At 63.8% G+C, this 22,069-nt stretch carries 23 protein-coding genes; 14 read left to right on the plus strand and 9 right to left on the minus strand.

The window, feature by feature from the left end; genetic code table 11:
* Position 1: 1 nt before the first annotated feature.
* The 3 genes from F462_RS11735 to F462_RS11745 all read right to left on the minus strand — a co-directional run bounded on the left by F462_RS11735 (position 2) and on the right by F462_RS11745 (position 2,043).
* Positions 2-433 carry a PAS sensor domain-containing protein gene (locus tag F462_RS11735; RefSeq protein WP_038054364.1) on the minus strand — a complete coding sequence of 144 codons (432 nt, stop codon included), beginning with the start codon at positions 431-433 and terminating at the stop codon, positions 2-4.
* 188 nt (positions 434-621) lie between these two features.
* Positions 622-1,230, minus strand: coding sequence for a Tll0287-like domain-containing protein (locus F462_RS11740; protein WP_038054367.1), 609 nt, complete (start codon positions 1,228-1,230; stop codon positions 622-624).
* Positions 1,231-1,485: 255 nt separating this feature from the next.
* The gene (locus tag F462_RS11745; RefSeq protein WP_038054370.1) at positions 1,486-2,043 is read right to left on the minus strand and encodes a Smr/MutS family protein; all 558 of its coding nucleotides are present in this window, start codon (positions 2,041-2,043) and stop codon (positions 1,486-1,488) included.
* A 111-nt stretch (positions 2,044-2,154) separates the two neighbouring features.
* Between F462_RS11745 and surE the strand changes: the two genes are divergently transcribed.
* From surE to rpoS, 5 genes are all read left to right on the plus strand, one after another.
* Positions 2,155-2,925: a 5'/3'-nucleotidase SurE gene (gene surE / locus F462_RS11750; protein WP_018140534.1), complete on the plus strand. Its 771-nt coding sequence runs from the start codon at positions 2,155-2,157 to the stop codon at positions 2,923-2,925.
* The gene (locus tag F462_RS11755; RefSeq protein WP_038054374.1) at positions 2,915-3,580 is read left to right on the plus strand and encodes a protein-L-isoaspartate(D-aspartate) O-methyltransferase; all 666 of its coding nucleotides are present in this window, start codon (positions 2,915-2,917) and stop codon (positions 3,578-3,580) included. The genes surE and F462_RS11755 overlap by 11 nt, the downstream gene beginning before the upstream one ends.
* A 74-nt stretch (positions 3,581-3,654) precedes the next feature.
* Positions 3,655-4,239, plus strand: coding sequence for a YqaA family protein (locus tag F462_RS11760; RefSeq protein WP_038054377.1), 585 nt, complete (start codon positions 3,655-3,657; stop codon positions 4,237-4,239).
* Positions 4,239-4,991, plus strand: coding sequence for a peptidoglycan DD-metalloendopeptidase family protein (locus F462_RS11765; protein WP_038054380.1), 753 nt, complete (start codon positions 4,239-4,241; stop codon positions 4,989-4,991). The genes F462_RS11760 and F462_RS11765 overlap by 1 nt, the downstream gene beginning before the upstream one ends.
* Before the next feature lie 23 nt (positions 4,992-5,014).
* Entirely contained in the window at positions 5,015-6,088 is a 1,074-nt protein-coding gene (gene rpoS, locus F462_RS11770) for an RNA polymerase sigma factor RpoS (protein ID WP_038054383.1), read from the plus strand.
* Positions 6,089-6,115: 27 nt separating this feature from the next.
* On the opposite strand, the gene F462_RS11775 is transcribed toward rpoS, so the two are convergent.
* Positions 6,116-6,499 carry an Mth938-like domain-containing protein gene (locus tag F462_RS11775; RefSeq protein ID WP_038054386.1) on the minus strand — a complete coding sequence of 128 codons (384 nt, stop codon included), beginning with the start codon at positions 6,497-6,499 and terminating at the stop codon, positions 6,116-6,118.
* Between the two features lie 211 nt (positions 6,500-6,710).
* Here F462_RS11775 and alaC point away from each other — a divergent pair, with 211 nt between their 5' ends.
* From alaC to thrC, 3 genes are all read left to right on the plus strand, one after another.
* Positions 6,711-7,934 carry an alanine transaminase gene (alaC, locus tag F462_RS11780; RefSeq protein ID WP_038054389.1) on the plus strand — a complete coding sequence of 408 codons (1,224 nt, stop codon included), beginning with the start codon at positions 6,711-6,713 and terminating at the stop codon, positions 7,932-7,934.
* Positions 7,935-8,006: 72 nt separating this feature from the next.
* The gene (locus F462_RS11785; protein WP_038054390.1) at positions 8,007-9,320 is read left to right on the plus strand and encodes a homoserine dehydrogenase; all 1,314 of its coding nucleotides are present in this window, start codon (positions 8,007-8,009) and stop codon (positions 9,318-9,320) included.
* Between the two features lie 38 nt (positions 9,321-9,358).
* On the plus strand, positions 9,359-10,501 hold the full coding sequence (thrC, locus tag F462_RS11790; protein ID WP_038054393.1) for a threonine synthase: 1,143 nt from the start codon (positions 9,359-9,361) through the stop codon (positions 10,499-10,501).
* A gap of 52 nt (positions 10,502-10,553) precedes the next feature.
* On the opposite strand, the gene F462_RS11795 is transcribed toward thrC, so the two are convergent.
* Entirely contained in the window at positions 10,554-11,339 is a 786-nt protein-coding gene (locus F462_RS11795; RefSeq protein ID WP_038054395.1) for a RibD family protein, read from the minus strand.
* 149 nt (positions 11,340-11,488) lie between these two features.
* Between F462_RS11795 and ribA the strand changes: the two genes are divergently transcribed.
* Positions 11,489-12,634 (plus strand): GTP cyclohydrolase II RibA, encoded by a 1,146-nt coding sequence (gene ribA, locus F462_RS11800; RefSeq protein ID WP_018140524.1) that lies wholly within the window; start codon positions 11,489-11,491, stop codon positions 12,632-12,634.
* A gap of 424 nt (positions 12,635-13,058) precedes the next feature.
* Here the strand turns inward: ribA and F462_RS11805 are convergent, their stop codons facing one another.
* Both F462_RS11805 and F462_RS11810 read right to left on the minus strand, forming a co-directional pair.
* Positions 13,059-13,865: a creatininase family protein gene (locus F462_RS11805; RefSeq protein WP_038054399.1), complete on the minus strand. Its 807-nt coding sequence runs from the start codon at positions 13,863-13,865 to the stop codon at positions 13,059-13,061.
* Positions 13,866-13,896: 31 nt separating this feature from the next.
* Complete coding sequence (locus tag F462_RS11810; RefSeq protein WP_038054402.1) at positions 13,897-14,676, minus strand: FkbM family methyltransferase; 780 nt, start codon at positions 14,674-14,676, stop codon at positions 13,897-13,899.
* 439 nt (positions 14,677-15,115) lie between these two features.
* Here F462_RS11810 and F462_RS11815 point away from each other — a divergent pair, with 439 nt between their 5' ends.
* The 3 genes from F462_RS11815 to F462_RS11825 are packed head-to-tail and all read left to right on the plus strand — an operon-like array spanning position 15,116 to position 18,653.
* Entirely contained in the window at positions 15,116-16,270 is a 1,155-nt protein-coding gene (locus F462_RS11815) for a ChaN family lipoprotein (protein ID WP_038054405.1), read from the plus strand.
* 3 nt (positions 16,271-16,273) lie between these two features.
* On the plus strand, positions 16,274-18,241 hold the full coding sequence (locus tag F462_RS11820) for a M1 family metallopeptidase (RefSeq protein ID WP_038054408.1): 1,968 nt from the start codon (positions 16,274-16,276) through the stop codon (positions 18,239-18,241).
* The gene (locus F462_RS11825; protein WP_038054411.1) at positions 18,231-18,653 is read left to right on the plus strand and encodes an HIT domain-containing protein; all 423 of its coding nucleotides are present in this window, start codon (positions 18,231-18,233) and stop codon (positions 18,651-18,653) included. Before F462_RS11820 ends, F462_RS11825 begins: the two co-directional genes overlap by 11 nt.
* 29 nt (positions 18,654-18,682) lie before the next feature.
* Here F462_RS11825 and F462_RS11830 read toward each other — a convergent pair whose 3' ends face one another.
* Together F462_RS11830 and F462_RS11835 are read right to left on the minus strand one after the other, a co-directional pair.
* Positions 18,683-19,333, minus strand: a complete 651-nt coding sequence (locus F462_RS11830; RefSeq protein ID WP_038054414.1) for an OmpW/AlkL family protein — start codon at positions 19,331-19,333, stop codon at positions 18,683-18,685.
* A gap of 90 nt (positions 19,334-19,423) precedes the next feature.
* Entirely contained in the window at positions 19,424-20,128 is a 705-nt protein-coding gene (locus F462_RS11835; RefSeq protein WP_038054416.1) for an SDR family NAD(P)-dependent oxidoreductase, read from the minus strand.
* A 77-nt stretch (positions 20,129-20,205) separates the two neighbouring features.
* On the opposite strand from F462_RS11835, the gene F462_RS11840 reads away from it, so the two are divergent.
* Together F462_RS11840 and F462_RS11845 are read left to right on the plus strand one after the other, a co-directional pair.
* Positions 20,206-21,717, plus strand: coding sequence for a DUF1538 domain-containing protein (locus F462_RS11840; RefSeq protein WP_038054419.1), 1,512 nt, complete (start codon positions 20,206-20,208; stop codon positions 21,715-21,717).
* A gap of 2 nt (positions 21,718-21,719) precedes the next feature.
* Complete coding sequence (locus tag F462_RS11845) at positions 21,720-22,067, plus strand: P-II family nitrogen regulator (RefSeq protein WP_018140515.1); 348 nt, start codon at positions 21,720-21,722, stop codon at positions 22,065-22,067.
* Positions 22,068-22,069: the final 2 nt, after the last annotated feature.

Consider the following 22,069-nt stretch of genomic DNA (forward strand, 5'->3'; position numbering starts at 1 on the left):
GTTAGGCCGAGGTTTTCAGCTTTTGTTCGGCGCGCTCGGCACGTTGTTCTGCTTCAATCCGCGCGGTGATGTCTTTCTGGATACCGATGTAATATGTCAGCCGGTCTTCGTCGTTGAAGACGGGGGTTAGCGAGAGCTCGTTCCAGAACAGGCTGCCGTCCTTGCGGTAATTGCGCAGGGTAACTCGGCAGGGGCGGTTCTCTTCGATGGCGTTGCGGATCTCCGTGCGTACGTCCTGATCGGTGTCATCGCCTTGCAGAAAGCGGCAGTCGCGGTAGAGGATTTCCTCGGAGCGATAGCCGGTCAGCTCCTCGAAGGCGCGATTCACGTAGATAAGGATATTGTCGTCGCCTTCGCGTTCGGCGATGACGATACCGTCGTTGGAGGCATCGACGGCGAGGGCAAGGAGTTCGGAGTCAATCGTTCGGGTCATAGAGGTCGGTACGGGTTTCGGGCCTGGAAATGCGGGAGGCGCATCATTTTCGTGCTTAGGGCACAAAAATAGCACGTTCCGGGCGCTTCGTGTTCAAGCTCCGTTGATCGGAACGGTCGGGTGAGATCGGTTGCACACGAAAAAGGCCGCCCGGAGGCGGCCTTGGCGAACACCCTGGAAACAGGGCGCTACATCTCCTGCGTGACGGTGAAGGCACCCCGGACGTCACCTTCGCGGAAGCCCGTGGCCTGGTCGTCTGGGTACAGACGCTCCAGGGCGTGCTTCACGTCTCCGCTAATATCGGAACCGTGACATGCCAGACAGGCACCGCCGGTCGGGATGGCGGCCATGAAGCGGAACTTGGGGTCGCCGTCATCGGATTCGACGACGCCGAAGCGCGGGGGCAGGTCGGGGGCGGCCGTGCCGGCAGCGTGCTGGGCCTCGAATCCCTGCAGGGTCAGACGCTCCCAACGATCCGGAGCGTTGTCCTGATTACGCAGCTTCAGACTGGTGCGCCCGATCTCGATACCGGTCTCGGCGGAGATATCCCGCGCAATCTCGGGGGCCCGCTCGTTACAGACCTGGATGGCCTCGGTCGGACCACCGGACTGCATTGCCGACATGAGTTCGCCCTGTAATGTGCTGGCGAACTTCTGGATCGCTTCACGATTGGCGGCAATCCTTTCTTGCAGATCGTCCTGGCTCAGCTGCGGCATGCTGTCGGCGCTTGCGGAGCCGCTGCCGGCGCCGAACGCAATCAGGCCCAAGGCCAGGGGGGCGAGCTTCCACTTCTTCATGACAATTACCTCGCAGAGCAGTATCCGTTGCAGCCTGGTATGTGTACAAGACCTGTACAAAGCATGGACCGGTCATGACGCGAATGCAAGGATGTTCGTAAGGAAACCATGAATCAATCCGGGAGGCCCGGCATGACCGCATGGGTCACAGTTCTCGGATCAGTTTAGGCATTTAAATCGGAAAACGCGAATATATCGAACGGCGCATGTGATGCCGCCGTTTGCTGGCCCGAAGAGGGGTTCGGCATGCCCCTTTCAGCGTGCTGCGGCGGGATTGCGGGGACGCTTCAGGAGTACGTAAACGGCCCCGGTTCCACCATCGGCAGGGCGCGCGGAGCAGAAAGCAAGGACGTCGTCTCGCTGGCGCAGCCAGTGGTCTGTCAGTCCCTTGAGAACGGGGCCTTGCTGGCGCGAACGCAGGCCCTTGCCGTGAACGATCCGTACGCAAAGTGCGCCTTCGCGGCGGGCATCATCGAGGAATAGCCCGATGGCGCGGCGCGCCTCGTCGGCGAAAAGTCCGTGCAGGTCGATTTCGTCCTGGATGCGATAGTGTCCACCGCGGAGTTTGCGGAAGACACGCTGGCTAACACCGGGGCGGGCAAACCGAAGCTCATCGCCCGGTTGCAGGTCGGCGGCGTTGAGGGGGTCGCTGAGCCAGTCGGCATGGGCCTGGGCCTCGTCCGCATCGCGCTGACGTGCCCGCGGGGCCGGACGCGGTGGGCGCACGTCGGCCTGGTCGCTGTGCAGTCGGCGAACGTTGCCAACCGCCTGCAGGAATTCGTCGAAATCGTTGGGATCGTCCCCGGAGTTCATGGCAGGATACTCGCACTTTTCGGGGGGCGGACGCGATCGGATGGATACGCGAGCGTCCGGCCGCAATCGTTTCCAGTATATTAAGTGCCCTCTCAACGGCCCTGTTCCTGCATGCGCATTCTGGTAAGCAACGATGATGGAATCCACGCCCCGGGCATCCAGTGCCTGGCGACCCACCTGCGCCGAATTGCCGAGGTGCATGTGGTCGCGCCAGACCGAGATCGCAGTGGGGCCAGCAACAGTCTGACTCTGGTGCGGCCTCTGCGCGCACGGCATTTGGAAGGTGGCGATGTGCAGGTCGATGGCACGCCAACCGACTGCGTACACCTGGCGATTACCGGGCTGTTACAGAAGGAACCCGATGTCGTGATTTCGGGCATCAATGCCGGCGCGAATATGGGCGATGACGTGCTGTATTCCGGCACGGTGGCGGCCGCGATGGAAGGGCGGTTTCTCGGGCTGCCCTCCATTGCGGTATCGCTGGTTGGCCCCGAGCTGCGACATTACGACGCCGCGGCCAGCGTCGTCGTGGAGTTGCTGGACCGGATCAATCGTGTGCCGCTCCCGGCGTCGACGATCCTGAACGTCAATGTGCCCGACCTGCCGCGCGAGGCCATCCGCGGGGTGCAGGCCACGCGTCTGGGGCATCGTCATCGGGCCGAGCCGATGATCGCGGACGAAGACCCGCGTGGACGCCCGATCTATTGGGTAGGGCCGGCCGGTTCGGAACAGGATGCCGGCCCCGGGACCGATTTCTATGCGGTGCGCGAGGGCTACGTCTCGGTCACGCCGATCCAGGTGGACCTGACCCGCTTCGATGCGATCGACACGGTTGGGCGTTGGCTGGATGATTCTCTCCCGGAGGTGGGGCATGGTTCCTGACGCGGCGGGCGCCGGTCTGACCTCGCAACGAGCGCGGGACCGTCTTATTCGAGTGCTCGAGGGGCAGGGGATCCGCGACCCCCGGGTGCTGGATGCGATACGTAGCATCCCGCGCCACCTGTTTGTGGAAGAGGCCTTGAGTCACCGCGCCTACGAGAATACGGCGCTTCCGATTGGGCATCGCCAGACCATCTCGCAACCGTTCATCGTGGCGCGCATGACCGAGGCGCTGCTGGAAGGTGGCCCGATCCGTACGGTTCTGGAGGTGGGCACAGGTTCGGGCTATCAGGCGGCGGTGCTCGCGCAGATCGTGGACCGGGTGTACTCCGTTGAGCGCATCCAGGCGCTTAGCCGGGGTGCGCGCGAGTTGTTGAGCCGTCTGGGAATCAACAACGTTAATCTTCGCCACAGTGACGGCGCCGAGGGCTGGCCAGAGAAGGCGCCGTTCGATGGAATCATTCTGACGGCAGCGCCGAAAGAGGTACCGGAGGCGTTGCTGACCCAGCTGGCACCCGGCGGACGCCTGGTCGCGCCGGTGGAGAGTGGGACTGGACGCCAGCAGCTGGTGCGCTTCACCCGTACGGATGAGGCCTATGTACGCGATATTCTGGATGCCGTGATGTTTGTGCCGATGTTGCCAGGGGCCGAACAGTGAACCGGTTCCGGATGTCAGCCCACGCGGCTTCGCGGCCGGCTTGTGCTCGAGTCGGCTAGGATAATGTCGCGGCGATGAAGCTGTTTGAACCGTTATACGACCGGGTGATGGGCTGGTCTCGCCATCGCCACGCGCCGCGCTATCTCGCCGGGCTGTCGTTTGCGGAGTCTTCGTTCTTTCCGATTCCACCCGATGTGATGTTGGCGCCCATGGCGGCGGCTCGCCCGAAGTCGGCCTGGCGCCTGGCGGCCCTGACCACGGTGTTCTCGGCACTCGGGGGCGTGCTGGGGTATTTGATTGGTTGGCTGGCCTTCGAGTGGATCGGGCCCTGGCTGGAACAGATCGGGTATGCCGAGGAACTGCAACAGGCCGAGTCCTGGTTTGCCATCTGGGGAGTATGGGTGGTCCTCGTGGCCGGGTTTTCCCCCATTCCGTACAAGCTGTTCACGGTGACGGCGGGCGCGCTTTCCATGGCGTTGTTGCCCTTTGTGATCGCCTCGCTCGTGGGGCGTGGGTTACGGTTTTTTCTGGTCGCGTTGTTCATGGCGTGGGCGGGGCCACGCGCGGAACAGCATTTGCGACCCTATATGGAACGGCTGGGGTGGGCCGGCGTTATCCTGTTAGTCGTGGCGATGACGATTTATCTGGTAATCGACTGATGCGGTTGGGCACGGCACTGGGGCTGCTGGCAGCGCTGGTCCTGGTGGTGGGCCTGGTGACCGGTTGTGCAGCCAGGGCGCCCAGTGGCGCGTCGATGCCGGACACCCATGTGGTTCAGCGCAACGAGACCCTTTATCGGATCGCCCAGCGCTATGGGCTGGAGTGGCGAGACCTCGCGAGCCGCAACGCCATTGGCGCCCCCTATGTGATCCATCCCGGTCAGGAGCTACGGCTACGGGGATCGGCCCGTTCCACGCCGCCCAGCGCGCCGCAGCGTTCGCCCACGCAAACGGCGAGCCCGGGGAGTTCTTCCAGCGGCGACGGAGGAGATACCGGTTCATCCTCCTCCTCCTCGTCGTCGCCCAGTTCACCGCCTTCGGATCCCGGTGGTTGGCGCTGGCCGGCGGATGGTGACGTACTGCGTGGATTCTCCAACAGCGGCACTCGTCGTGGCCTGGCCATCGGCGGCGAACGCGGCGATAACGTCCGGGCTACGCGGGCTGGCGAGGTGGTCTATGCAGGTGGCGGGCTGGTGGGGTATGGTCGATTGGTCATCCTTAAACACGATGACCGCTTTCTCAGCGCCTACGGGCACAACGACGAGCTGCTGGTTTCGGAGGGTGATCAGGTGCAGGCGGGCGACACGATCGCACGGCTGGGCTCATCGGGTGCCGAGCGTCCGATGCTGCATTTCGAAATCCGGGTAGATGGGACCCCCGTGGACCCCGCGCGATTCCTCCCGGATCGCTAATTCGATAAGGAGCGCGCCACTACATGGCCAAGACCCCGCAGCCGGTGGATCCAGAAATGGACGAAGACCGCCTGACGCCTGATCCAGTAGCGGAAGAGGATGTGGGCCACGCTCCCGAGGATCCAGTCATTCCAGGCGAAGCGACCAACGAGCCGGAAGATGCGGACGGCGAACCGAAGGCCGTGGCGCCCGAGGCGGCGCCGGAAGCCGAGGAGGTTGTTCCGGTTCGGCCCAAGACCCTGCGTGATGCCCGTGCATCCGAGCTGGATGCCATCCAGATCTATCTCCGTGATATCGAGTACCGCCCTCTTTTGACGCCGGAAGAAGAGCGCAAGTACGCGCGTCTGGCTCGCGACGGGGATGCCGATGGCCGTCGGCGCATGATCGAATGCAACCTGCGGCTGGTGGTCAAGATCGCGCGGCGCTACATGAACCGTGGCCTGCCACTGCTTGACCTGATCGAGGAAGGCAACCTCGGGTTGATGCACGCCGTGGAAAAGTTCGACCCGGAGCGAGGCTTTCGCTTTTCGACCTACGCGACCTGGTGGATTCGCCAGACCATCGAGCGGGCCTTGATGAACCAGGGGCGCACGATTCGGATCCCGGTGCATGTGAGCAAGGAACTGCGCATGCATGCACGAATCGCGCGAAACCTGACCCAGGAGCTGGGTCGAGATCCCTCCGAGGGAGAACTGGCGCAGCGCCTGGGCAAGCCCGTGGCCGAGATCCAGAAGCTACGCGCGATGTCCGAGCCCTCAACCTCCATGGATCTCCCCTCGGGGCCGGAAGGGGATCGCTCGCTCACGGATATCGTTGCCGACGTCAATGCCCCTGAGCCTTCCACGTTGTTGGAGGACGAGGATTTGCATCATCTGGTGGATGCTTGGCTGGGCGAGCTGGAACACAAGCAGCGCGAGGTGCTGGTGCGCCGATTCGGGTTGCACGGCTTCGAGCGTTCGACCCTGGAGCAGGTGGGGTCGGAGATCGGCGTGACCCGCGAGCGCGTACGCCAAATCCAGATGGACGCCCTCAAACGGTTGCGCAAGCTGTTGGAAGCGCGGGGAATGAAGGGCGACGAGGTCCTGCCAAATTCCTGAAGTGCCGCGCGGCAGGGCCGCCTGGTGCTAATTCGGTGACCCGTTGATGATCAGTGCGGCCGCAACGTCACGGCCTTCCGCCATGATCAGATTGTAGGTGCGACAGGCTGCTGCCGTATCCATGATTTCGACCCCCAGTCCCTGCGAGCGCAGGTGGCGCCAGACCGCCCGGTCCGGAAATTCCTGCACCTCGCCGGTCCCGATCAGCAAGACCTCCGGGGGGCTGTCCAGGATCGTTTGGAGATGCTCCACCTCGAGTTCAGCGACGGTTTGGACGGGCCACGCGGTGCGCAGATCGTGCGGGCGCACGATCAGACTTTGCACATGAGCGACCTGATTGATGCCCACCCGTCCGGCTTCGTAGCCGGTGACGATGTAGGACTCTTCGCTGGTGACTTCGGAAAACAGCATGGCGACTACGCTACTCCGGGACCTGGATTGGCTCAAGAATCCGTTGTCCACACGGGTGTGAGCTCCAGCGCGATTCGTTGACAGCGAAGGGTCCGGGTTATACTTTGGCGCGCTTTCCGGTGCGGCAGCCGGAGGGGCCAGCGAAACGCTTTCGGTGTTTACCGGGACGGCCCCGCGAAGCGACTGCCCAGGCCAAACAGGACCCAGACCCGTGACCGACGTCTTTCCCCGTATCGAGCGCCTCCCGCCCTACGTCTTCAACATTGTGAATCAGTTGAAGGCCGAGGCCCGCGCCCGTGGCGAAGACATCATCGATTTTGGGATGGGCAACCCGGATCAGCCCACGCCGAAGCACATTGTGGACAAGCTCTGCGAGGCTTCGCAGCGCGGTGATACCCACCGCTACTCGGTCTCCAAGGGGATTCCGCGACTGCGCCGCGCGATCACGCGCTGGTACAAGACCCAGTTCGATGTGGACCTGGACCCGGAGACCGAGGCGATCGTGACCATCGGTTCCAAGGAAGGGCTGGCGCACCTGGCACTGGCCACACTGGGCCCAGGCGACGCGGTACTGGTGCCCAACCCGGCGTACCCGATCCATCCCTACGGCTGCGTGATCGCCGGCGCCGATGTGCGCCATGTGCCGCTGACGCCGGATGTCGACTTCTTCGCCGAGCTGGAGCGGGCGATCCAGGACTCCTGGCCGAAGCCGAAGATGCTGATCCTGAACTTCCCGGCGAATCCGACCACCCAGTGCGTGGACCTGGAATTCTTCGAGCGGGTGGTCGCAATCTGCAAGGAGCACGGCATCTGGATCGTGCATGACCTGGCCTATGCCGAGATCACCTTCGACGGCTACAAGGCGCCGTCCATCTTCGAAGTGCCGGGGGCCAAGGACATCGCGGTGGAGTTCTACACCCTGTCCAAGACCTACAACATGCCGGGCTGGCGCGTGGGCTTCATGTGCGGCAACCCGACGCTGGTGGCCGCTTTGGCCCGCATCAAGTCGTATCTCGACTACGGCACGTTCACGCCAATCCAGGTCGCTGCCATCGCGGCCCTGGAAGGCCCGCAGGACTGCGTGGACGAGATCCGCGAGCTGTACCGCGTGCGCCGCGATGTGCTCTGCGAGGGCCTGACAAAGCTCGGCTGGCACGTGGAAAAGCCGAAGGCGACCATGTTTGTCTGGGCTCCGATCCCGGAGCCTTACCGCGAGATGGGTTCGCTCGAATTTGCCAAGAAGATGCTGCGCGACGCCAAGGTGGCGGTATCGCCGGGTGTGGGATTCGGCAACTATGGCGATGATTATGTGCGGTTCAGCCTGATCGAGAATGAACAACGAACACGCCAGGCGCTGCGTGGCATCAAGGCGATGTTCCGCGCCGACTCCATCCTGTCGGAGGCGACCGAGGACAGTCCAGCTTCGGGCAACTGACTCGGCCTTCTACACACGAATGCAATCAACACCGGGCGCCCCGCGGCGCCTGACGTCAAGGACAGCAAGGCTATGACGCCGGTAAAGATCGGAATTCTTGGACTGGGCACCGTCGGCTGCGGCACGGTCAACGTGCTGGAGCGCAATGGGCTCGAGATTGCACGCCGTGCCGGGCGCGACATCCAGGTGGTGGCCGCGGCCGCACGGGACGTCAACCGCGAGCGTGATTGCAATTGCTCGGACATACGTCTGACCAGCGATCCCGCCGAGGTCGTGAACGACCCCGAGGTCGAGGTCATTGTCGAGCTCATGGGTGGCACCGATCCCGCCCTGAGCCTGGTGCTGGCCGCGATCGATGCCGGCAAGCACGTGGTGACCGCAAACAAGGCGCTGATCGCATTGCACGGCAACACGATCTTCGAGCGGGCGCAGCAAAAGGGCGTGATGGTGGCGTTCGAGGCCGCCGTTGCGGGTGGTATCCCGATCATCAAGGCGATCCGCGAGGGCCTGGCGGGCAACCAGATCGAGTGGTTGGCCGGAATTATCAACGGCACCGGCAACTTCATCCTGACCGAGATGCGCGACAAGGGTCGCGACTTCGAGGACGTGCTGGCCGAAGCGCAGGCGCTGGGTTATGCCGAGGCCGACCCGACCTTCGACGTCGAGGGTATCGATGCCGCGCACAAGCTGGCGATCCTGGCCTCCATCGCCTTCGGCATCCCGCTGCAGTTCGATCGGGTCGCGGTCGAGGGCATCAGCAACATCACGCGCGAGGACGTCGGTTTTGCCGCTGAACTGGGTTATCGGATCAAGCATCTGGGCATCGCCCGCCGTACGCCGAAGGGCTACGAGCTGCGGGTGCACCCGACGTTGATCCCGGAGCGCCGCCTGATCGCCAACGTGGACGGCGTCATGAACGCAGTGCTGGTGAGTGCCGATGCAGTGGGCCCGACGCTGTACTACGGTGCCGGAGCCGGGGCCGAGGCGACTGCCTCGGCGGTGGTGGCAGACCTGGTCGATGTTGTGCGCGCTTTGACCACCGATCCGGAGAACCGGGTGCCGCACCTGGCCTTCCAGCCGGATGCCCTGTCGGACAAGCCGGCATTGCAGCTGGCGGATGTCGAGACCTCGTTCTATCTGCGCCTGCGGACTCAGGATCGTCCGGGCGTGCTGGCCGATATCACGCGCATCCTGGGCGAACATGGCATCAGCATCGAGGCGATCCTGCAGCGCGAGCCAGATCCGGAACGTGGCGAGGCGACGATCATCATGCTCACGCATAAGGTCCGCGAGGGCGCAATGAACGAGGCGATCTCCGCCCTCGAAGCGCTGGACCACCTGCTGACCCCGATTACCCGTATCCGCATGGAGGGTCTGGCGCGCTAGACGAGCGTCATTCCTTTCGCAACGACGAAGAGAACACCATGGCCTTTGGACACCGCTATACCGGACTGATCGAGCGTTACCGTGACCGTCTGCCGGTGCATGACGATACGCGCATCATCTCGCTGGGCGAGGGCAACACGCCGCTGATCCGCCTGAACAACATCTCGCGCGAACTCTCCCGCGAGGTCGAGATCTACGTGAAGTTCGAGGGTTTGAACCCGACGGGCTCGTTCAAGGATCGTGGCATGACGATGGCCGTGACCAAGGCGGTGGAAGAGGGCTCGCGGGCGATCGTCTGCGCCTCGACTGGCAACACCTCCGCCGCTGCGGCCGCCTATGCGGCACGTGCCGGGATTACCGCGTTTGTCGTCATCCCGGACGGGAAGATCGCGATGGGCAAGCTGGCCCAGGCGATGATGCACGGCGCGACCGTCATCCAGATCGAGGGCAACTTCGACGACGGCATGCGCCTGGTGAAGGAGGTCGCGTCCAATACGCCGGTGACGCTGGTCAATTCGGTGAACCCGTATCGTCTGCAAGGTCAGAAGACCGCGGCCTTCGAGATTGTCGAGGAGCTGGGCCGTGCCCCGGACTACCACTGCCTGCCGGTGGGCAACGCAGGCAATATCACTGCGCACTGGATCGGCTATAGCGAAATGGCCGCGAAGAGTAGTGATGACGTGACCGAGGCCTGTTCCTACTGCAAGGGCCACTGTAAGTACGCCGGCGGTGGCATGGTGGGTAACCGCCCGCACATGGTGGGTTACCAGGCCGCGGGTTCCGCGCCGTTCATGCGCGGTGCGATGGTGGACGATCCAGACACCGTGGCTACCGCGATCCGCATCGGCCACCCACAGTCCTGGGATATGGCCTGGAAGGTCCGCGAGGAGTCCAACGGCTGGTTTGACGAGTGCCAGGACGACGAGATCCTGGCTGCACAGAAGCTCCTGGCAGAAAAGGAAGGCGTGTTCTGTGAGCCGGCGTCCGCCGCATCGCTCGCCGGTGCGCTGCGCGACATCCGCGAGGGCAAGATCCCGGAAGGCTCGACAGTAGTGTGCACCCTGACCGGCAACGGCCTGAAAGACCCGGATACCGCCATTGCTCAGAGCCTGGTGCAGCCGACCAAGGTCCCGGCGGAGCTGGAAGCGGTCTCCCGCGCGATCCGTGACAACCTGAGCTGACGCTCACGCACGATCGACCTCGAAGCGGTGTATGACCCCCGCTTCGTGCCCGTCAGGGTTTGCTGCGCAGGTCCAGGTCGAAGAGGGTGTCGCCCCCCAGGCGGAAGATCCGGCAGGGCGGGCGCAGGGCCTGCTCCAGCGAGTCGATCTCGGGCAGGGTGACACCCGAGCGCCCGGAGCCAATGAGCATCGGCGCGATGGTCAGGTGCAGGCGGTCCAGGGTGTCGGCTTCCAGGAAACGCGAGACGGTTTGTCCGCCGCCTTCGACCAGCAGGCGATGCAGGCCCATCTCCGCGAGTCGACCGCGGATGTGCGCGGGACTGAAGCGCCCATCGGACTCGGTCGGCATCTCCAGGCATTCGACATGCTCCGGCAGGCCGCAGGGCCCGTACCCGGCCGCGTGCAACACGATCGTGCGTACATCAGCCGACTGGAACACATGGGCATCCGCCGGGATGCGGCCGTCAGGGTCCAGGATCACGCGCACCGGGTTCGGGCCTTCGGTCTTGCGCACGGTGAGTCGTGGATCATCGGCGACCACGGTACCGGCGCCGACGATCACGGCATCCACCAGCGCTCGTAGCCGGTGCAGGCGTTCGATGTCTTCTGGCCCCGTGACGTAATGCGAGTCACCGCTGGTGGTCGCAATGCGCCCGTCCAGGCTTTGCCCGAGCTGGGCCACGGTAATACTGGGGGCTTCCACAATGGGGCCATAGAGATCCAGCAACTCGTGTGCACCGGGGGCAAGGGGCCCTGGCAGGGGACAACAGCCGGGATCGTCGCGCTGCGCCAGTAGCCAGCGCCACGCCTGCTCTTCGGTCACGGGATAGGCTGTCATGCCGCAATTTCCGTGGTTACGGGACCGCGACCGGTCAGTTGGGGTAGGCTAGCGACGTCCGTCACCTGCTCGGCCAAGCCGGGGACCCCGGTCGGGGAATTCGCGGATTGCGGGCTGGTCATAAATAAAACTCCGTATGGAAGCACCCGATGCACAACGCCGATCGCGGGATCTTTGATCTTCGCCGGGGCCATCCGGTCCTGGTGAGTGGTTCGCAATCGAGTGTACTCGTCGCGGCCGTCGAGGGTCTGACCCCCGTTTTGCTGGATCGCCTGACCCACATGACCGGGTCGGCGCCTCGACTGATTCTAACCGCGCACCGGGCCTCTGCAATGGGCTGGTCGCAGCCGTTGCAGGAAGATTGGGAAGGCGTAGCCCTGGAGTTCGCGCCGGATACCGATCCGGAGGCCCTGTTTACCCTCGCGAGCGCCCCTGAGGCCTCGAATGAGACGGCACACATCGATGCCGCGCTCGGTGAGCCGAAGGTGATGCGGGCGCTGCCAGCCGAGGTCGCCGCGCTCGAATTGGTGCGCGCGGGTCGCCTGCTGCCCGCGGTGATCGCGGCCCCCGTGCCCGAGCCCATTCCCGAAGCCATTCGTTCCGCACTGGCGGATGGAATGTTCCTCGACGTGGAAGAAGACGAGGCGCGCGCCGTTGCGAAGCATCCGCGCCTGGAACTGGCCTATGTCAGCGAGGCCCCGGTACCTTTGGCGGATGCCCCGGTCACGCGCTTCATGCTGTTTCGCGAAGGCAACGGCATTCTGGAACACGTTGCCGTGCTGATCGGGGAGCCTCGCGAGTGGCCGGATGCGGTGCCGGTGCGTTTGCACTCGGCCTGCCTGACCGGCGACCTTTTTGGGAGTCTGCGCTGCGATTGTGGTGACCAGTTAAGACTGGGCGTGAAGACCATCAACGAATCGGGCGGGGGGGTGTTGTTGTATCTCGCCCAGGAAGGCCGTGGCATTGGCCTGGCCAACAAGCTGCGGGCTTACACCATGCAGACCGCGGGCTTGGACACCATCGACTCGGATTGCCAACTGGGGTTCGAGGCCGATGGCCGTCGCTATGACGCGGCTGTGGAGATGCTCGAGTTCCTCGGGATTGACTCCGTGCGGTTGCTGACCAACAACCCGGGCAAGATCGAGGCCATGCGCGCCGGTGGCATCGACGTGGTGGCGCGCGAGCCGGTGCATGGCAAGCTGAATCCGCACAATCTGCGCTATCTCAGCACCAAGGCCGATCGCAGTGGACACTGGCTGCAGGAACTCCTGGCATCGGAGGCGGAGCGCGGCTAACTCGGCCGTGTTCCAACCGCCATCGCGACGCGCGCAGCGCCGGGGCGATCTCCGGGGGAGCCAGCTGAACACCCTAAGGAGACGCTGATTTAATCGCACGTCCGCGTTGGTGCCCCTTGTTTTCCGAGACAAGGCGCGTCGTGCAGCGGGTAGTGGTTCTACCCGCCCGTTTTCGATGGATTCGGGGCGCAACGCAGGATCGGGGAACAGGGGGCACCAACCCCACAAGCCATTGAAAGCAGGGGCTCGTCCGCCCGTTGTTGTCGAAAACGGGCATGCGCACGGCGTTCCGGTTCCCTTGTGCAGAATGACTGCACGGCAGTCACCGCGCCTTGTTCGCACGCAAAAGCGGCTCGAGCGCGGACGCGCGATTAAATCAGCGTCTCCCTAAGGATTGCCGCGCGATGCTCGCAATGACTCGGGTTTAGAGCGTTCCGAGATGTGTCAGGTCAAAGCGGGCCGTGTCGCGAATGGCGGCCGCCAGGCTGGAGGCATAGTGCGCGATCAGCGTCGCGCCCAATTCGGGGGTGGCCGCTCGGGCATTACCGACGACCCCGGTCGGGTTGAGATCGCCCGCCATCCAGGAAAAGGCCGCGCGTCCTTCGGGCTGTAGTATCTCGAGTTCGCTCTCCAGTGTTGTTCCTAGCGAGCCGGCGTCGGCGGCCGCCTCCATGCGTACCTGCTGCGGCGCCAGAACCTGCATCATCGCGGTCTCGAGCAAGCCCCCGTGAAGGCCGTGGTGCTGTTCCTCCGCGGGGATGCCCAGCGCGGCCGGCAGCGGTTGCTGAAAGTAGTGATGCTTGACCACCAGCATGTTGTGTTGTCGGCGCAGGTCGAGGCCGACCAGATCGCAGATCGCGGTGTTGCCGCCGTGGCTGTTGGCAATCAACAGGCGGCGGATGCCGCTTCGAGCCACGCTGATGCCGATGTCGCGCAGGGCGGCCATGGCGGTCTCGGGCTGCAGTGTCAGCGTACCCGGGAAGCCCAAATGCTCGTTGCTGGTGGCGATCGCCATGGGCGGAAGGATGGCCAGGGACGGGGCGTCGTCCAGTTGTCCGTAGGCCGCCTGCAGTAGCCCCAGGCCGATCCGGTAGTCGGTGTCCAGTGGCAGGTGCGGTCCATGCTGTTCGATCGCCGACAGTGGCAGGATCGCGACGCCATCGTGGGTGGCGAGCTCGGCAATCGTGGCGCTGGTGTGGTGCTGCCACCAGGGAAGGGGGTCGACGTTCATGCGGTCAGCCTTGCCGGTCGTGGATGGGGCGTCAAGCGTTGATCTGGCGGGCGTAGAGATCGCCCGAGCCCAGGCGCTCGCCGTTTACCTCCAGCCAGGCAAGGATTTCCGGCCCTGACTGCCATGCCTCGAAGTGGTATTGCCGATGTTCACCGGGGATCAGGTTGTATTCGTATTCACCCAGCGCGGCGAGCTGATCCAGGCAGTCCTGGGTGATGTCCAGCGCTCCGGCCACGAATTCGAATGAAAGGGCCCGCACCGGCTGACTCAATCCACGCAGGACTTCGGCCTCCAGGCCCTCCACATCGATCTTGCAAAAGCTCGGTGTGCCGTACTCTGCGATCAGTTGATCCAGCGTGATCATGGGGACCGAAATCTCGTCGTCCCAGGTCACATGCTGGAATCTACGATTGCGGGTTCGCAGGGACTGCACCCAGGTACGCGAGGCCGAGGAAACCGTCGGATGCCGGCGGCTGACCTGGAGCTGGGCGGAACCGGGGTGCGGCCCCGCAACCTCGCGGCGGATGGCGATGCCCGTACGACCCCGCACGGCGCGCCGAAGCCAGGGTAGGAGCTGCGGTTGCGGCTCCAGGGCCACCACGCGCGCCCCGAGATCCGCGAAGGCGCGGGTCCGGTCGCCGACGTGTGCGCCAATGTCGAAGGCCAGATCGCCGGGTTGGATGAATGGAGCATACATGCGTTGAAGCCCCTTCTGTCGGCCCGGACGACGGTAAATGATCAGGGATCTCAAGATGCCGATGGTGCGATCGAACCACGCAGGTCGAACGGAGAATTTCGAGGGGTTGGTCATTGCGGCAGGCTAACCCACAGTCGGCATCGTGGGAACGTCCGATGCCCTCTGGGGTCTTCTAGGGAAAAACTGATGAATGTACACGCTCGCGCTCGAGTCGCTTTTGCGTGCGACCAAGGCGCGGTGACTGCCGTGCAGTCATTCTGCACAAGGGAGCCGCAACGCGGTTCCCGCGCCCGTTGTTATCAAAAACGGGCGGCCGAGCCCCTGCATTCAATCGCTTGTGGGGTTGGCACCCCAGGTTCCCCGATCCTGCGTTGCGCCCCAAATCCATCAGAAACGGGCGGGTAGAACCACTACCCGCTACGCGACGCGCCTTGTCTCGGAAAACCTGGGGTACCAACGCGAGTGTGTACATTCATCAGTGTTTCCCTAGGAAGTTTGTTGGCTTCGGCCGTGGGTGCTGCGGCCGGTTGCCATCGAAACATAGGAGTTGGACATGCACGCAGGTTTGCGGATTCGACACGGGTTGACCGTGGGCACGTTACTGAGCGCCCTGATGGTCAGCAACGTGCAGGCAGAGAGCGAGTGCCCGCCTGCGGGCGGTTGGGCCACGCCCGCGGGCGAGGTGCTGGACAGCGCCGAGCTGTACAAGGAACTGGCGACTGCCGACGCCGTGCTGCTGGGCGAGCGGCATGATCGTATGGATCACCATCGCTGGCAGCTGGGCACGCTGGCCGCGCTGCACGGTCAGCGGCCCGACATGGTGATTGGCCTGGAGATGTTACCGCGCTCCAAGCAGGCGGTGCTGGATGCCTGGGTCGCTGGCGAACTTGACCCGGATACCTTTCTGGACGCGAGCGAGTGGTACAAGCACTGGGGATTCGATCCCGAATTGTATTGGCCGATCCTGCATTTCGCGCGGGTGCACGACGTGCCTTTGCTGGCGTTGAATCTGGAGCGTGAGAAGATTCGGCAACTGGGTCACGAAGGTTGGGACGCCCTTGATGCGGAGGCGCGCGATGGTGTGTCCGCCCCGGCGGAGGCCAGTGCGGGGTATCGCGATTATTTGCAGGCCGTGCTGGAGCGCCATCCCTCCGGTATGGGGCCCAATGGGGATCGGTTTATCGCCACGCAGCTTGCTTGGGACCGGATGATGGCCGGCGCCATCGCCGATCGGATTGAGGCCGGTGGGGACTCGCCGCCGTTGGTCGTGGCCATTATTGGCTCGGGGCACCTGGAGTTTGGGTACGGGGTGCCGCACCAGCTTGCCGACTTGGGTGTGACCGAGTCACCGGTACTGCTCCCGCGCGAGCCGGGAGCGTGTGGCAACGCCGATCCGGATCTGGCGCGTGCGGTCTTTGGCGTCCCAGCCGATGAACGCTTCGAACGTTCGTCGCGGATGCTGGGAGTGCAGATCGAACCGGTCGAGCCGGGCATTCGCATTCAGGCCGTGCAAGAGGGCTCCATTGGCGAGGCGGCTGGTCTGCAAGCCGGTGATCATGTGTTGAAGGCCGGTGAGCGGTCATTACAGGCGGTGGCGGACCTTCAGCGCGTGGTCCAAAGCGTGCAGCCAGGGACCTGGTTGCCACTGGAGATCGAACGCGACGGCGAGCGGATGGAGCGGGTCGCCCGCTTCCCGCTGGAGGACTAGCGGATGCGATTGAGTGTGGCGATCACCTGCGTGGTCGTGCTCGTGCTGGTCGGCAGCAAGGCGGTGGCGGACGCGGATTTTGAGGGGGTCACGCTGCAGATCGAGCTGATCCCGAGCCAGGCACGGATGGAAGGGCGATTCGAGGTGGATCCGGCACGAGTGGACCCGGCCTCTCTGGCTCGTTTGCGGTTGGATCCGGCTATTGCGGTGGACGCCGTGACCCAAGGTGGCGATCCAATCGAATATTCCCGGAGTGATGCGGTCTGGATCGAACTTGAACAGCCACCTGAAGCCGGTGGCGGTGTGCTGGCGATTGTCTACGGCGCGCGTCTGTCTGCGCCCAGCCAGGCCCGCCCGGGTGGTGGCTTTCTGGGCGAGCAGGGTGGCTTCCTGCCGCCCGGTGCGGATTGGTACCCACGGCGTCCGGATTCAGAGCCGCACCCGGTCCGTATTCGCCTGGATGTCGCGGATGGCCACCTGGGCGTAGCCTCGGGATCCCGTGTCCACGAAGAGGAGGATGGGGGGCGTTACCGGGCGACCTTCGAGCATCCGGCTGGGCGTGCCCTGGCGGTTGCGACGGGCCCGTGGGAAGCCGCCGATCACGAGATCGAAGGGCTATCAGTACGCACCTTGTTTCCGGCCGCGCTGGAAGGACGCTTCGGCGAGATTTACCGCGAGCAGGCGGCGGGGTATCTCGAACGGTTTGGTGAGCAAATTGGCGCCTACCCGTTCGACACCTTCACGATCGCCGCCAGTCCGCAACCAGTAGGACAGGCCTTCTCCGGCTTCACATTGTTGGGGGAACGGGTCATTCCCCTGCCGTTCATCCCGCATACCTCACTGGGGCATGAAGTCCTTCACAACTGGTGGGGTACCGGTGTTTACGTCGATGATACGGGTGGCAACTGGTCCGAGGGGCTTACAACCTACCAGGCGGACTACGCCTTCAAACGCGAACGTGGCGAGGGTCGCGAGGAGCGCGGTCAGTGGCTGCGTGACTATGCTGCATTGCCCCAAAGCGAGGACCGGCCCCATGGCGATTTCCGGGGCGGCAACTCGGGGGCGGCACGGATTGCGGGATATCACCGGGGAGCCATGTTGTGGGCCATGCTGGAGGACTGGGTAGGGCGCGAGTCCGTGGTGGAGGGATCCCGGGCGCTTTTTGGCGAATGGCGCTTCCGTGAGGCGGACTGGGACGCCCTCGGCGATGCCTTCGATGGGGTTACGGACGAGGACCTGAGGGCGTTTTTCGAGCAATGGGTTCGCCGTGCGGGCGCACCCGCATTGGAACTGACCGATCTACGCCTGGCCGAGCAAGGCGAAGGCTGGCGGGTCGAGGGACGGCTGCGGCAACGTTTCGAGCAGGACCCGTGGTCTGTGCGCGTACCCTTGGAGATCAAAACCGAGGAGGGAACCAGGACGCATTGGGTCGAACTCGAGACCGCTGAACGGTCGTTCACCCTCGAGCATGACCAGCGTCCACTCGCCATCGCAGTGGATCCGGATTGGCGGGTATTTCGCCACCTCGCTCCGAGTGAGTCGCCGGCGATCCTGCGCCAGGCGGCCCTGGACCCTGACGTGCGTGTCATCGCGCTGGGGGATGCCGGTGTCGAGGAAGTCGCCCCCTGGCTGGGTCGTGCCCCCAAGGAGGCCGATGAGATGGAGGGCATGCGCATCCTTCTGGGTGAACATGAACCGGTCGCCCAGTGGCTGGCGGATCGTGACCTTCCCGCAACCCCAACAATGGTGGAGTCAGAACTGGAAGCGGGTTCAGGCGCGCGTGCCTGGGCGGTTCCCGATGCCAACCTGGTGGTGATTAGCGGGGCGGATGCATCGGAGCGGCGTAGTGTGGCTGCGGAGCTGCGCCATCGTTCCCATTACAGTTATCTGCTCCCCGATGGGGATGGTGAGCGCGTGACCGGGCTCTGGTCCAAGGATGGGGTATGGCAGGAGCTGGCGCATGACCAATGAGTTCGTCCTGGACGCCCGCCTGGAAACCGATACCTGGGCCGTGGCGGACTGGCCGCTGTCTCGCGTGCGCCTGATGGATCACTGGGACTATCCGTGGTTCATCCTGGTCCCTCGTCGGCCAGGTGTGCGTGAACTGCACACGCTGGGTCGGGAAGATGCGGCCCAGCTGGCTCGAGAGTCCTTCGCCCTGGCGCAGGCGATGGAGCAGGTCTTTACCCCCAAGGCATTGAACGTGGCAAAACTGGGCAATATCGTCGAGCAGCTGCACCTGCACCATGTTGCGCGTTTCGAGGGCGATCCAGCTTGGCCCGGGCCTGTCTGGGGCGTGGCGAGATCGCGAGGTCTGGAAACGCAAGAGGCCGAGGACCGCATTGCGCGGGTCCTCGGCCTCGTTGCCGACGTGGGGGCTTAGCCCGACGTCGCCCTCGCTTGGGCTGCGGCTCAGAAGCGGTAGCCGACGTTCATCCCAAAGGTCCAAGGATCGATCTCGACCGTTCCGATCCGTTCACCGTTGAGTCGCGCGGTGCTCTCGATGTCGATCCAGCGGACTTCGGCGTTCACAAACCAATTGTCGGTAACTGCCAGGTCGATACCGGCCTGAAGCGCGACGCCCCAGGAGTCGTCCAGGCGCAATTTGTGATCGGACAGTGCCCCCCGGGTGGTCTCATCGAAGAAATGGGTGTAATTCACGCCAGCCCCTAGGTACGGGCGGTATGCGGTCCCGGTGTTGAAGTGGTACTGCAGGCTCAGCGTTGGCGGCAGGTGCCGGGTGTAACCCACGTTGCCCAAGCCATCGAGTGCGATGTCATGCTTGAACGGGATACCAACCAACAGCTCCAGACCGAGGTTGTCGGTCATCATGTAGGTGACCGTGCCGGTTGGGCGGGTACTGGAACCGACATCCACGCCCAGGTCGTTGTCTGTTAGCTCCCCATTGTCCGACTTCGGAGAGATATAGGTCAGACCGCCACGCAGCAGCCAATCACCAGCGGAGACGTCGGCATTGGCGGCGGTGGCGTGGGCCGGAAGCAGTGCGGCTGGGGCTAGTAGGCCCGCCAGGGCCAGGGAGCGGAAGGTCAGGGTGCTTCGCATTTCAATGCCTCCAAGGGGTTATCGTTTGGAGGCATAATGCGCCAGCTGTATCAGGAAACGTTGATGCAGATCATTTGGGGCGGCGATTGTTCAGAATGGCAGGCGCTGGCCCTCGAAGTCATAGAGACGTCCGGAGTCCTCGGCGTTCCGTTTGTCCAGGACCTTGAGCAGTTCCCCGGTCGAGTACGCAGGAGTAAGCACTTCCGGTGCCCGCGCCCGGTAGGGTTCGGAAAGCGATGTGGCAACGGTGCCGGGCTGAAGGGCGATGACCACGGCCTGGCGGTGGCTGAAACGCAGCTCCAGGGCCGTGGTACGCACGATCTGGTTAAGCGCGGCCTTGGAGGCGCGATAACTGATCCAGCCGCCCAGGTGGTTGTCCTCGATGGAGCCTACTCGCGCTGACAGGGTGGCCAGCACGCCCTTGTGATTGCGAGGGAGCAGGGGTGCGAGGTGTTTGAACAGCAGGGCCGGGCCAATTGCGTTGATGGCGAATGACTGGGCCATGATCGCAGGATTGATCTCGCGCAGCCGCTTTTCCGGCCCGTTTCCATCGATGTTCAGGATGCCGGTCGCGTCCAGGATCAGGTCCCATTCCTTGGCCTGTTCGCGTAGCCAGATCGCGGCCTGTTCAATACTGGCCTCGTCGAGCAGGTCCACCGGGGGAGTACTTTGACGGCCAAGCCCGACCACCTGTGCGCAATTCGGGTCCTGCTCCAGGTGCTCGACAAACGCGGCGCCAAGGCCGCCCGTGGCACCGATGACGACGGCGCGATAGGGTGTATTTAGGGATTCCATGGATACTGCGACCGCGGGTCCGGAAATAGATTCCGGGCGTGCGTAACCGGAGCAAGCCGGGATCGGAAAAGGAGCGCATGAACTTCCTTCACACCTTAGGCCATGCCGCGCGCAATCTGGCCCCGATTGTGATCGTGGTCGCGGTGTTTCAGGCACTTGTGCTGCAAACCGTGCCGGATGGCTTGCTCTCCATGGTGGTGGGCCTGGCCATCGTGGTCTTCGGCGTGGCGTTGTTTCTGCAGGGTCTGGAGATGGGGATCTTCCCCATTGGCAAGAACCTGTCGAACGCGCTGGCGCGGCGCGGCTCACTGCTTCTGTTGATGGCCTTCGGATTCACGCTGGGCTTCTCCACGGTGATCGCGGAGCCGGCGCTGATTGCGGTGGCGGAGCAGGCAGAGCTGATTAGCGAGGGTCGGATCGAAGGCTTCGTGCTGCGCATGATCGTCGCCCTGTCGGTGGGCGCGGTGGTCGCGCTGGGTATCCTGCGCACGGTGCTCGGACACCCGCTGCACTGGTACATCCTGAGCGGCTACGTGCTGGTGGTCCTGGTGACTTTCTTTGCCCCGGAGGAGATTGTCGGCCTGGCTTACGATTCGGGTGGGGTCACCACGAATATCGTCACGGTGCCGCTCATTGCGGCCCTGGGGCTGGGCCTGGCGGCGTCGATCAGTGGGCGCAACCCGCTACGGGATGGTTTTGGCTTGGTCGCGCTCGCGGTGATGGTCCCGATGATCACGGTGCAGATCTACGGGATCATCGTATTTTCCGGAGCGGATATCGCGGCCCCTGCAGGCGGTGAGGCGGAAGCCATGGACCCGGATACGGCCCTGCCGGGTGAGGGCGAGCGCCACTGGCTGTCGGCGATGGGCATGGACTTGTTGCTGATGCTTCGTGACGTGGCCCCCATTATCGCGGTGATCGTGGTCTTCCAGTACTTCGTGCTGCGCAAGCGTATCCCCTATCTCCCGCGCGTGATCTTTGGGTTTGCGCTGGTCGTGCTGGGCCTGTATGCCTTTGTGGTCGGGCTGAAGCTGGGGCTATTCCCGATCGGCGAGAGCATGGCGGAGCAGCTGATCACCAACGAGCTGTTCCTGTGGGTCTATCTGTTTGCGTTTTCCATTGGGTTTGCCACAACGATGGCGGAACCGGCGTTGATTGCGATCGGCCAGAAGGCGGAGGAGGCGGCGCATGGCTCCCTGCGGGGCAATGTGATCCGAATCCTGGTAGCGCTTGGGGTCGCGATCGGGATCACCATTGGGGTTCATCGCATCCTGGCGGGCGATTCCATCCATCACTACATCATGGGCGGCTATCTGCTGGTGATCGTGCTGACGATCCTGGCACCGAAGCAGATTGTGGCACTGGCGTTTGATCTCGGTGGGGTCACCACGTCGGAGGTGACGGTGCCGCTAGTAACCGCGCTGGGGATCGGCCTGGCGACCCACCTGGAAGACCGCAATGTGCTGATCGACGGCTTTGGCCTGATCGCCTTCGCCTCGATCTTCCCGATCGTCACGGTCATGCTCTATGCCATTGCCGTGGACCTTTACGAACGCTGGCTGGCTCGCAACGAGCAGCAGGAGGAATAGCAATGAGATTTTCCGCACTGGTGGCGGTTTTGTCCGATGACCTGGAGGAGCGTGCGATCGCAACGGCCAAGGAGGCGGGCGCGGGTGGTGTCACCATCATGGATGGCCGTGGGATTGGCGCCGAGGCGCGCAAGACCTTTCTCGGTATGACCTACGAGGGTAGCCAGTCCGTACTGTTGTGGGTGCTGGAAAAAAAGGTGGCCCTGGGTGTGCTCAAGGCCATTTCGAAAGAGCTTGATCTGGCCAATGATCCCAGGGGGATCGCCTTCACGGTCGATGTCGCCCATCTGGCCGGTATTGGGCGCAACCAGATCGAACAGTTCCAGGAACAGGTCAAGGAAGAACTTTGAGG

Origin of the sequence: Thioalkalivibrio sp. ALJ1 (assembly GCF_000745395.1) — a bacterium.
In the GTDB taxonomy this organism is placed as follows: Bacteria; Pseudomonadota; Gammaproteobacteria; order Ectothiorhodospirales; family Ectothiorhodospiraceae; genus Thioalkalivibrio.

What these genes read in the sequence shown, in the direction of transcription:
- F462_RS11735 (WP_038054364.1), bottom strand. Translation starts at nt 433, where the DNA reads ATGACCCGAACGATTGACTCCGAACTCCTTGCCCTCGCCGTCGATGCC.
- F462_RS11740 (WP_038054367.1), bottom strand. Translation starts at nt 1,230, where the DNA reads ATGAAGAAGTGGAAGCTCGCCCCCCTGGCCTTGGGCCTGATTGCGTTC.
- F462_RS11745 (WP_038054370.1), bottom strand. Translation starts at nt 2,043, where the DNA reads ATGAACTCCGGGGACGATCCCAACGATTTCGACGAATTCCTGCAGGCG.
- surE (WP_018140534.1), top strand. Translation starts at nt 2,155, where the DNA reads ATGCGCATTCTGGTAAGCAACGATGATGGAATCCACGCCCCGGGCATC.
- F462_RS11755 (WP_038054374.1), top strand. Translation starts at nt 2,915, where the DNA reads ATGGTTCCTGACGCGGCGGGCGCCGGTCTGACCTCGCAACGAGCGCGG.
- F462_RS11760 (WP_038054377.1), top strand. Translation starts at nt 3,655, where the DNA reads ATGAAGCTGTTTGAACCGTTATACGACCGGGTGATGGGCTGGTCTCGC.
- F462_RS11765 (WP_038054380.1), top strand. Translation starts at nt 4,239, where the DNA reads ATGCGGTTGGGCACGGCACTGGGGCTGCTGGCAGCGCTGGTCCTGGTG.
- rpoS (WP_038054383.1), top strand. Translation starts at nt 5,015, where the DNA reads ATGGCCAAGACCCCGCAGCCGGTGGATCCAGAAATGGACGAAGACCGC.
- F462_RS11775 (WP_038054386.1), bottom strand. Translation starts at nt 6,499, where the DNA reads ATGCTGTTTTCCGAAGTCACCAGCGAAGAGTCCTACATCGTCACCGGC.
- F462_RS11785 (WP_038054390.1), top strand. Translation starts at nt 8,007, where the DNA reads ATGACGCCGGTAAAGATCGGAATTCTTGGACTGGGCACCGTCGGCTGC.
- thrC (WP_038054393.1), top strand. Translation starts at nt 9,359, where the DNA reads ATGGCCTTTGGACACCGCTATACCGGACTGATCGAGCGTTACCGTGAC.
- F462_RS11795 (WP_038054395.1), bottom strand. Translation starts at nt 11,339, where the DNA reads ATGACAGCCTATCCCGTGACCGAAGAGCAGGCGTGGCGCTGGCTACTG.
- ribA (WP_018140524.1), top strand. Translation starts at nt 11,489, where the DNA reads ATGCACAACGCCGATCGCGGGATCTTTGATCTTCGCCGGGGCCATCCG.
- F462_RS11805 (WP_038054399.1), bottom strand. Translation starts at nt 13,865, where the DNA reads ATGAACGTCGACCCCCTTCCCTGGTGGCAGCACCACACCAGCGCCACG.
- F462_RS11810 (WP_038054402.1), bottom strand. Translation starts at nt 14,676, where the DNA reads ATGACCAACCCCTCGAAATTCTCCGTTCGACCTGCGTGGTTCGATCGC.
- F462_RS11815 (WP_038054405.1), top strand. Translation starts at nt 15,116, where the DNA reads ATGCACGCAGGTTTGCGGATTCGACACGGGTTGACCGTGGGCACGTTA.
- F462_RS11820 (WP_038054408.1), top strand. Translation starts at nt 16,274, where the DNA reads ATGCGATTGAGTGTGGCGATCACCTGCGTGGTCGTGCTCGTGCTGGTC.
- F462_RS11825 (WP_038054411.1), top strand. Translation starts at nt 18,231, where the DNA reads ATGACCAATGAGTTCGTCCTGGACGCCCGCCTGGAAACCGATACCTGG.
- F462_RS11830 (WP_038054414.1), bottom strand. Translation starts at nt 19,333, where the DNA reads ATGCGAAGCACCCTGACCTTCCGCTCCCTGGCCCTGGCGGGCCTACTA.
- F462_RS11835 (WP_038054416.1), bottom strand. Translation starts at nt 20,128, where the DNA reads ATGGAATCCCTAAATACACCCTATCGCGCCGTCGTCATCGGTGCCACG.
- F462_RS11840 (WP_038054419.1), top strand. Translation starts at nt 20,206, where the DNA reads ATGAACTTCCTTCACACCTTAGGCCATGCCGCGCGCAATCTGGCCCCG.
- F462_RS11845 (WP_018140515.1), top strand. Translation starts at nt 21,720, where the DNA reads ATGAGATTTTCCGCACTGGTGGCGGTTTTGTCCGATGACCTGGAGGAG.